This window comes from Moorena sp. SIO4A5, assembly GCF_010672005.1.
Taxonomy (GTDB): Bacteria; Cyanobacteriota; Cyanobacteriia; order Cyanobacteriales; family Coleofasciculaceae; genus Moorena.
The window spans coordinates 1-7,395 of sequence record NZ_JAAHHZ010000235.1; the positions used below are offsets into that span (position 1 = coordinate 1).

Genomic DNA, 7,395 nt, shown 5'->3' on the forward strand with positions numbered 1-7,395 from the left:
TACAACATCTTGACGACGAAGTGGAACTAGCTGATATATTTTTATGGAATCTTCCCCAAAAAGTTCCTTGAGATCTGTCTCAAGATCAGATGGTAATACCGCTGAGCTACAAGCAATCCGAAGAATTAAACGGTTAACATGCTCTTTATAATCCTTAAGCTCATCAACTAAAATTTCTGCCAGTGAAATTTCTGCCAGTCTTTTTAGTCGTAAAAGGCATTTATCAAAACTATACAAAAATATGTGGAGCCGATGGCTGCCCGATTGCCAGCTAGTAAATTTATCGCTTTTAAACAATTTCTGAGTTAGTTCATCTTTCGTCAAAACTGATCGAAGATTAAGTGATAGGATTTCATCCTTTGTATTTTTAAGCTCAGCAGTAACCTTCTCTTCTTCCTCCTTCATGGCTTGAGTCTTGCCGATGCCTGGTTCACCGAGGAGTATTAGGCAGGGTATTCCAGAAATTTCCCTAAAGGTTACCAACTTAGGATTGGGATTGTAATTGTAACCCTTGACCGATTGAACTTCTGGATCGGATAAGTAACCATCATAACCTAAATAGAAGCGATCAGAGGGAGAACACCAAAATCGCTGCCAGTTATAAATCTGATTCGACATGCTGTAGGGTTTACAGAATAGACAAGCATTTTTCTATGATAACTAGAAAAATCTCTAGCAATCCGTGTAGGAATTGTGATAGTTTTTGTTCCGTACTCCCTATTCCCTATTCCCTTTCCTATACCTTACCCAATTAAAGTCCGCTACATTATATCATCTTATTTATAAAATAGCCTTTAACTGTGCCACTTTTCAAAGTGACCTAATTTCAAAACAGCTCGAAAATATATCATGGTAGAAAATACTCTAGTGTGCAATCTCTACCATCTACATAAAAGACACACTTGTGCAATCGACACAAGACTAGACCAGGCTGCATTTAAACCAAAAACTGCATTCTACCAATAGTTTTGCTCAATACATTGGGAATTATTAGAGCAATTCATAACAGTTATGCCAAAGGTATTTTCAGCAAACCACTGTAAGCTATCAGCTATCAGAGGTTGTCTGAGAAGTCTCATTTGCTACATTCAAGCCCCCTAAATCCCCCAATTTTGGGGGACTTTTAGCAACAAATTGATTCTTGTTCCCCCCAGAATTGGGGGGCTAGGGTGTGTCTTCTTGCCTCGGAGATCCCCCTAAATCCCCCTTAAAAAAGGGGGACTTTGACTATGGCTCCCCCCTTTTTTAAGGGGGGCTGGGGGGGATCTAAATCTTGCGGAAAACTTTGAAAACACGCCCTAGGGGGGCGAAACCATACCCAGAATCAGGAACGCCGTTAATTTAAGCGAACAGCTAATACGCAACATCACAGGCTAGAAGCCTGTTCCACGTGCAATGGGGGTTTTCCCCAGACTTTCAATTTTATTTTAAGCTGTTCGCGTAGCGTGAGCTTTTAGCTGACCGCTGACCGCTGACCGCTGACCGCTGACCGCTGACAATTACCAATTCACAAAACGCGCTTCATCTAAAACAGGAAAACAACTATGAAAATCGAAGCAGAAAACACAACTCGCGTTACCCTAGAAAATTACGAGGTTTTTGATAATAATAGTGCTTCAGGCTCTAAAGCAGTCAGAATCGAAGACATTGAAACCAACGGCATAATCAGAATTGACTGGACAGAAAGTGATGGTGTTGCTGGCAAATACCATATCGGTATTGCTCACTTTGATGAAATAGATGGACAAGCCAAACTAACACTACGGGTCAACGGTACTGATGTTGACACCTATACTTTGGATAAAAACCTTGGTGGAGATGGACCCAACTCCGGTAACTATGTCGGTTTCACTGACTCTCTCAGCAATGGTGATCCTAATCCAAATCCTATCTTTAAAGATGTACAACTTGCTCCAGGCGATCGCATCGAAATTGTTGTAGAGGCAGATAGTCTTGATAATGAGACCTTCGAGTTAGGGCGAATTGACGCCATTGAATTTACCTCCGCTGAAGTGGATCTGTTCTGGCATAATTCTGAGACTGGCACCATGGGAGCTTGGCGAATGCATGGGGTAATGGGTACTGACCTAGATGAGGCAGTGACGATTCAAATGGAATCCGTTAACAGTGACTGGGAGATTCGTGCTGCTGGAGACTTCAACGGTGATAGCCACAAAGATATGGTTTGGCGCAATACCGCGAATGGAGACATTGGTATCTGGTTAATGAATGGTTCCCAGTTTCAAGAAGCAGTATCCATCGTCCCAGTCTCAGACCTTAACTGGAAAATCCATGGCACAGGAGATTTCAACCGTGATCAGCAAACCGATCTGCTGTGGCGTAATGACTCCACTGGGGAAAATGCAGTTTGGCTGATGAATGGCACTGAGCCGAATCGAGGAGTACTAATCCAATCAGAATTAGCCAACAGTAAATGGAAAATCCTTGGTGCCGGAGACTTTGATGGAGATAAAAACGCGGATGTTCTCTGGCTTGACACTGAAAACCAAAATGTTTACTACTGGCGCATGGCAGGTACAGATTACATAGAATCAGTGTTCGTTAATAATGCACCCCTTGACGACACCTGGAAATTTCAAGGAGTTATGGATTTTGACAAGAATGGTTACGATGACATTTTCTGGAGCAATACTGTTGATGGCAAGACAGGGATGTGGATGATGAATGAAAATGGTTACGACCGACCAGTAATCGCTGAGTCGGTAGATTTGAGCTGGGAAGGCCATGCCTGAAGTGACCTGTGTTGAGCGTTGACACTTTGTTGAGTCTAAACAAAAAGCGCTCAATCAAATTATGCGTTCGCGTAGCGTGGCCTACGGCCAATCGCACTTGTGACTTGCTGCGGTTTACAATCAATTAGTGACACACCTTAGGGGCGCACCAGATGCGCCCCTAAGATTTATTTTTAAAATATAGCGTTAGTGATATAGGGTAAACCCAATGAAAATTGCGATCTTATCCCTAGATGCTACCTTGTATTCTACCCGACGCTTGAAGGATGCTGGGGACAAGCGGGGTCATCAAATGCGGGTGATTAACTATATGTGCTGTTACCTGAATATTACAGCTGACAAGCCAATGGTAATGTATCAGGGCAAACCCTTAGATGACTTTGATGCCATTATTCCCCGGATCGGGGCATCACAGACCTTCTATGGCACGGCCATTGTACGCCAGTTTGAATTGATGGGTGTAAAGAGTGCTATTCCAAATCAGGGAATTTCCCGCTCCCGTGATAAACTACGCTCTCTTCAGATCCTTTCTGGTGAAGGTATTGGTTTACCCGTAACTGGCTTTGCCTATTTAACCGAAGATATTGACCACTTAATCGAGATGGTAGGTGGTGCTCCTTTGGTGATTAAACTATTGGAGGGTACCCAAGGTATTGGGGTAGTCCTGGCAGAAACCCATCAAGCTGCCAAGTCGGTGATTGAAGCCTTTCGCGGTTTACAAGCCAATATTTTAGTCCAAGAATTTATCAAAGAAGCAGGGGGTATGGATATTCGCTGTCTTGTGATTGATAGTAAGGTAGTGGCATCAATTAAGCGACAGGGAGCAGAGGGGGAATTCCGCTCGAACCTACACCGAGGGGGAACAGCTGAAAAAATCCAGTTAACCTCTCAAGAGCGTATCACAGCAATTCGTGCTGCTAAAGCCATGGGATTACCCATAGCTGGGGTAGACATGGTACGCTCCCATCGTGGTCCGCTAGTGTTGGAAGTGAATTCTTCACCAGGACTAGAAGGAATTGAAAAGGCGACTGGGGTGGATGTGGCGGGGAAGATTATTGAATTTTTGGAAAAAAGTGCTGCGAATGATAAAAAAGGTACACCTCGCAGTGGAGCTGTTCGCGATCGCATCAAGTATTAAAAGTATTAAATTCTCAAGAATCTGTAATTCTCTATTTCCCATGCCCCGATCAGAAGTTTCCTATTGGTTAAAAACAAAACTTATCTCAAACCAGGGGCTTGATGGTAAAACAAAGCAATCCCTGGAAAGGCATCGATGGCTCAAACATGCAACTAATAGGGTACCTAATGGTTATCAATTTAATTTTGACGCAGTACTAGGTTATAGTGTCTGACATAGGTACATTTTTGATTAGGGTGTAAGGAATGAATCCAAGCCTGGAACAGTCAAGTATAGATACCACGACTATGATGACATCTTCCGAACCATTGGTCGAGGTGCCGAAAATCTTGGAAGAAGAGCGCATACAAAAGGAGCGTATGCATGATGTACTGCTGCTTCTGGAACATTTAGTAGAGAGGGAAGAAGCTACCGTAAAGCTCATCCTCGATTGCCTCTACGATGTCGGATCAGTCAACCTGATCAACAAAAAGTTTCAGTCTCGCTCCCTCAACTGGATGATGAAATCAATTGCCCGTATGTCTAAACCAGCCTTCAGAGTTGTTGCTCTGCGCTGGTTTAAGAAGAATTGTCCAGAACTGATTACTAAGTGGCTGCAGGAGCAAGTGCAAGGGAGTACGGAGCAGGGAGTAGAGAGTAAGGAGTAGGGGGAATAAAATTGACTACTGTACCTCATAAGTACGAGAAACGCGATAATTAAATTATCGTTCTCAGGATTAACATCAGGGATACTTCAGCAAATCGAAACGCAATATCAGGACTTACGCAACACTGGGGAATAAACGCGCTGATTTAGTACATTGGTATAATAAAGCACTCTACAGATTGATTTTATCCGTAAGTATTCAACAGCTTACTGCTGGCTCAGGCTATCCTGTAGAGCATCATGTTTGGATCACCTTGAGTTAGGAATTTTCACAAAACCAATAGTTTACAAATCTGGTCAAGCAGTTGACAATTTTCTGCTTACAGAAGAATTCTGTTGGTGCTTTGATATTGGTCATTCAAAAGCTTTTTTAGCGCCCAAGGCCAGTAGCATGCTCACAGTTTTTTCACAAAGTTTGATTAATCTTTCATCAGAGCTTAATCAAAGGAGCCGAATTTCTAAGTAAATACTCTGCGCGCGGTCTAAACAACTAGCTGATGCCTAATCTGATGACTATAGAGGGGAGGAGATGGATAGAGTCAAGGTCGGCAAATGCAAGTTGTTAACAAGGCCAATGCTACCAGATTTGCTCTAAAAACTCTGATTTCAAACTAAGGAGAACGTTGATGAACACACAATCAGAAACTGCCATTAAGCACAGTGATGTAATCAACCAGATAGTACTGAATCGCCAAAACACCGAAGAAATTGGTCGGGTAGCTGAGCTGTGGCTCGACCCAATTGCTCACCAAGTTTTGGGTTTGGTTTGCAAGTCAGGACTGCTCGGTCACAAAAAACGGTCATTTACTTGGGCAGAAATTGAGACGATTGGCTCCGACAGCATTCTAGTTTACCTTGGCTCGGAAACCACAGCGAAAAAACCGGAATCTGTGGAATCGATTGTGGGACATCAGTTGTGGACGGACGGAGGGAATCAGGCAGGTACTTTGATGGACTATCGATTCGACCCCAACACGGGGAAGGTAGTTGAGTATATCTTTGGATCCAAGGGCTGGCGTGGTCTCACTGATGGCTCCTACCGACTTCCCCCTGTCGCGATCGCTAGTGTGGGCGGTAAACGAGTGATGGCGATCGAGGCGATGGTGCAAAAGGCTGAGCAATATACGGGTGGCATCAATCACAAAATTTCTCAGGCGGCTGAATCCTTGAAAGATGACTACGCTAAAACCAAGGAAGATATGGCGGCGCTGGTGAAAGGGACTCAGGGGCTAGCGACTCAAGTGCAAGAAACTACTAAAAAAGTAGCGGGAAATGCTCAAGATAAGTTCTCTGAGGTCGCTGGTCAAGTGCAAGAAACTACTAAAAAAGTAGCGGAGAATACCCAACAGAAGCTCTCTGATGTTGCTGATCAAGCACAACAGACCACTAAAGAGCTAACTGGTAATGCTCAACAGAAGCTCTCTGAGGTTGCTGGTCAAGCACAACAGACCACTAAAGAGCTAACTGGTAATGCTCAACAGAAGCTCTCTAATGTTGCTGGTCAAGTGCAAGAAACTACTAAAAAAGTAGCGGAGAATACCCAACAGAAGCTCTCTGATGTTGCTGGTCAAGCACAACAGACTACTAAACAGCTAACTGGTAATGCTCAACAGAAGCTCTCTGATATTGCTGGTCAAGTACAACCGAGCAATAAAAAAGTAGCAAAGAATGCCCAAGAGAAGTTTTCTGATATTGCTGGTCAAGCACAACAGAGCACTAAACAGCTAACTGGTAATGCTCAACAGAAGCTCTCTGAGGTCGCTGGTCAAATACAACCGACCAATAAAAAAGTAGCGGCCAATGCCCAAGAGAAGTTTTCTGAGATTGCTGCTCAAGTGCAACAAACGGCTAAACAGGTGACTGGTAATACCAAAGAGAAGCTTTCTGATGTCACCACTCAAGTGCAAGAGGCTACTAAAAAAGTAGCGGAGAATAGCCAAGAGAAGTTCTCTGAGGTTGCTGGTCAAGCACAACAGACTACTAAACAGCTGACTGACCAGGCTAAGGAAAAACTAGTTCAAGTAAAGACAAAGTTGCCGAGTGCTGACTCCGCTACTACTACAGACGCTGCTCAGAAAGACAAGACACTCAACCCTAGTTCTGAACCAGAATCTGCCAAAACAGCTCTTAATCACTTAGGACTTACGCAAATCTCTTAATTTAACGCTACTTGTAGGGTGGTAAAAACCTTGCCCACCCTACCCATGGAGTCTGTGCGTAAGTCCTGGCACTAACTGATCTATACAACTGAAAGAGAAAAATACCATGAGACAAGTGGCAATACTGGTAACTAGACAATTTGCAATGGTGCTAAGTATTTTAGCGATCGCATCTTTGTTATCTCTAGCTACTGATGGTAATGAGAACTCTCAGTCTCAACCGACTCCGAGTTCACCAGAAGCAACTGCACCCCAAACACCAGCAGAAACCGCTGCATCCGAGAGAAAAGAAAAACAGAAGTCTCTGCAGAACATAATCTCTGTGTTAATGATCGCTGATCAGTAATGTCAGCATTCAGCTATCAGCATTCAGCTATCAGCCCTCAGCTATCAGCCAAAGGCCTATGGCCAACGGCTAACCGCTGAGAACCCCGTAGCGTGCCCTAAGCGCATATGCTGAGATCGGCTTTTCTCCAAAGTTTCAACTCTGATTAATCTCAAACTATTAGGTACGACCCGTGGCGAATTTAATTCTTAATTCCGAAAGCGCACCTTTAAATTCTCCTGTTTGAGGTTTATTTTAAGCATTAGGCTGACAGCTGACAGCTGTTCGGTGTAGCGTGGCCTACGGCCAACGGCTGAATGCTTACTCAGTAATTACTTAGAAGGTGGCAAGAAAGGTTTATTTAAGGAGAATTC

Annotated in this window: 6 protein-coding genes; 5 read left to right on the forward strand and 1 reads right to left on the reverse strand. The window is 43.7% G+C overall.

The window, feature by feature from the left end:
- Positions 1 to 618 (reverse strand): hypothetical protein (locus tag F6K57_RS33415; RefSeq protein ID WP_293072265.1); only part of this gene is annotated, 618 nt, incomplete at its 3' end.
- Positions 619 to 1,544: 926 nt separating this feature from the next.
- Here F6K57_RS33415 and F6K57_RS33420 point away from each other — a divergent pair.
- From F6K57_RS33420 to F6K57_RS33440, 5 genes are all read left to right on the forward strand, one after another.
- Positions 1,545 to 2,753: a VCBS repeat-containing protein gene (locus tag F6K57_RS33420; RefSeq protein WP_293054739.1), complete on the forward strand. Its 1,209-nt coding sequence runs from the start codon at positions 1,545 to 1,547 to the stop codon at positions 2,751 to 2,753.
- Positions 2,754 to 2,961: 208 nt separating this feature from the next.
- Positions 2,962 to 3,891, forward strand: a complete 930-nt coding sequence (gene rimK / locus F6K57_RS33425; RefSeq protein WP_293072266.1) for a 30S ribosomal protein S6--L-glutamate ligase — start codon at positions 2,962 to 2,964, stop codon at positions 3,889 to 3,891.
- Positions 3,892 to 4,136: 245 nt separating this feature from the next.
- A complete protein-coding gene (locus F6K57_RS33430) occupies positions 4,137 to 4,538 on the forward strand; it encodes a hypothetical protein (RefSeq protein ID WP_293072267.1) in 402 nt (133 codons plus the stop codon).
- 625 nt (positions 4,539 to 5,163) lie between these two features.
- Positions 5,164 to 6,696 carry a PRC-barrel domain-containing protein gene (locus F6K57_RS33435; protein ID WP_293072268.1) on the forward strand — a complete coding sequence of 511 codons (1,533 nt, stop codon included), beginning with the start codon at positions 5,164 to 5,166 and terminating at the stop codon, positions 6,694 to 6,696.
- 106 nt (positions 6,697 to 6,802) lie between these two features.
- Positions 6,803 to 7,042, forward strand: a complete 240-nt coding sequence (locus F6K57_RS33440; RefSeq protein ID WP_293072269.1) for a hypothetical protein — start codon at positions 6,803 to 6,805, stop codon at positions 7,040 to 7,042.
- Positions 7,043 to 7,395 lie beyond the last annotated feature (353 nt).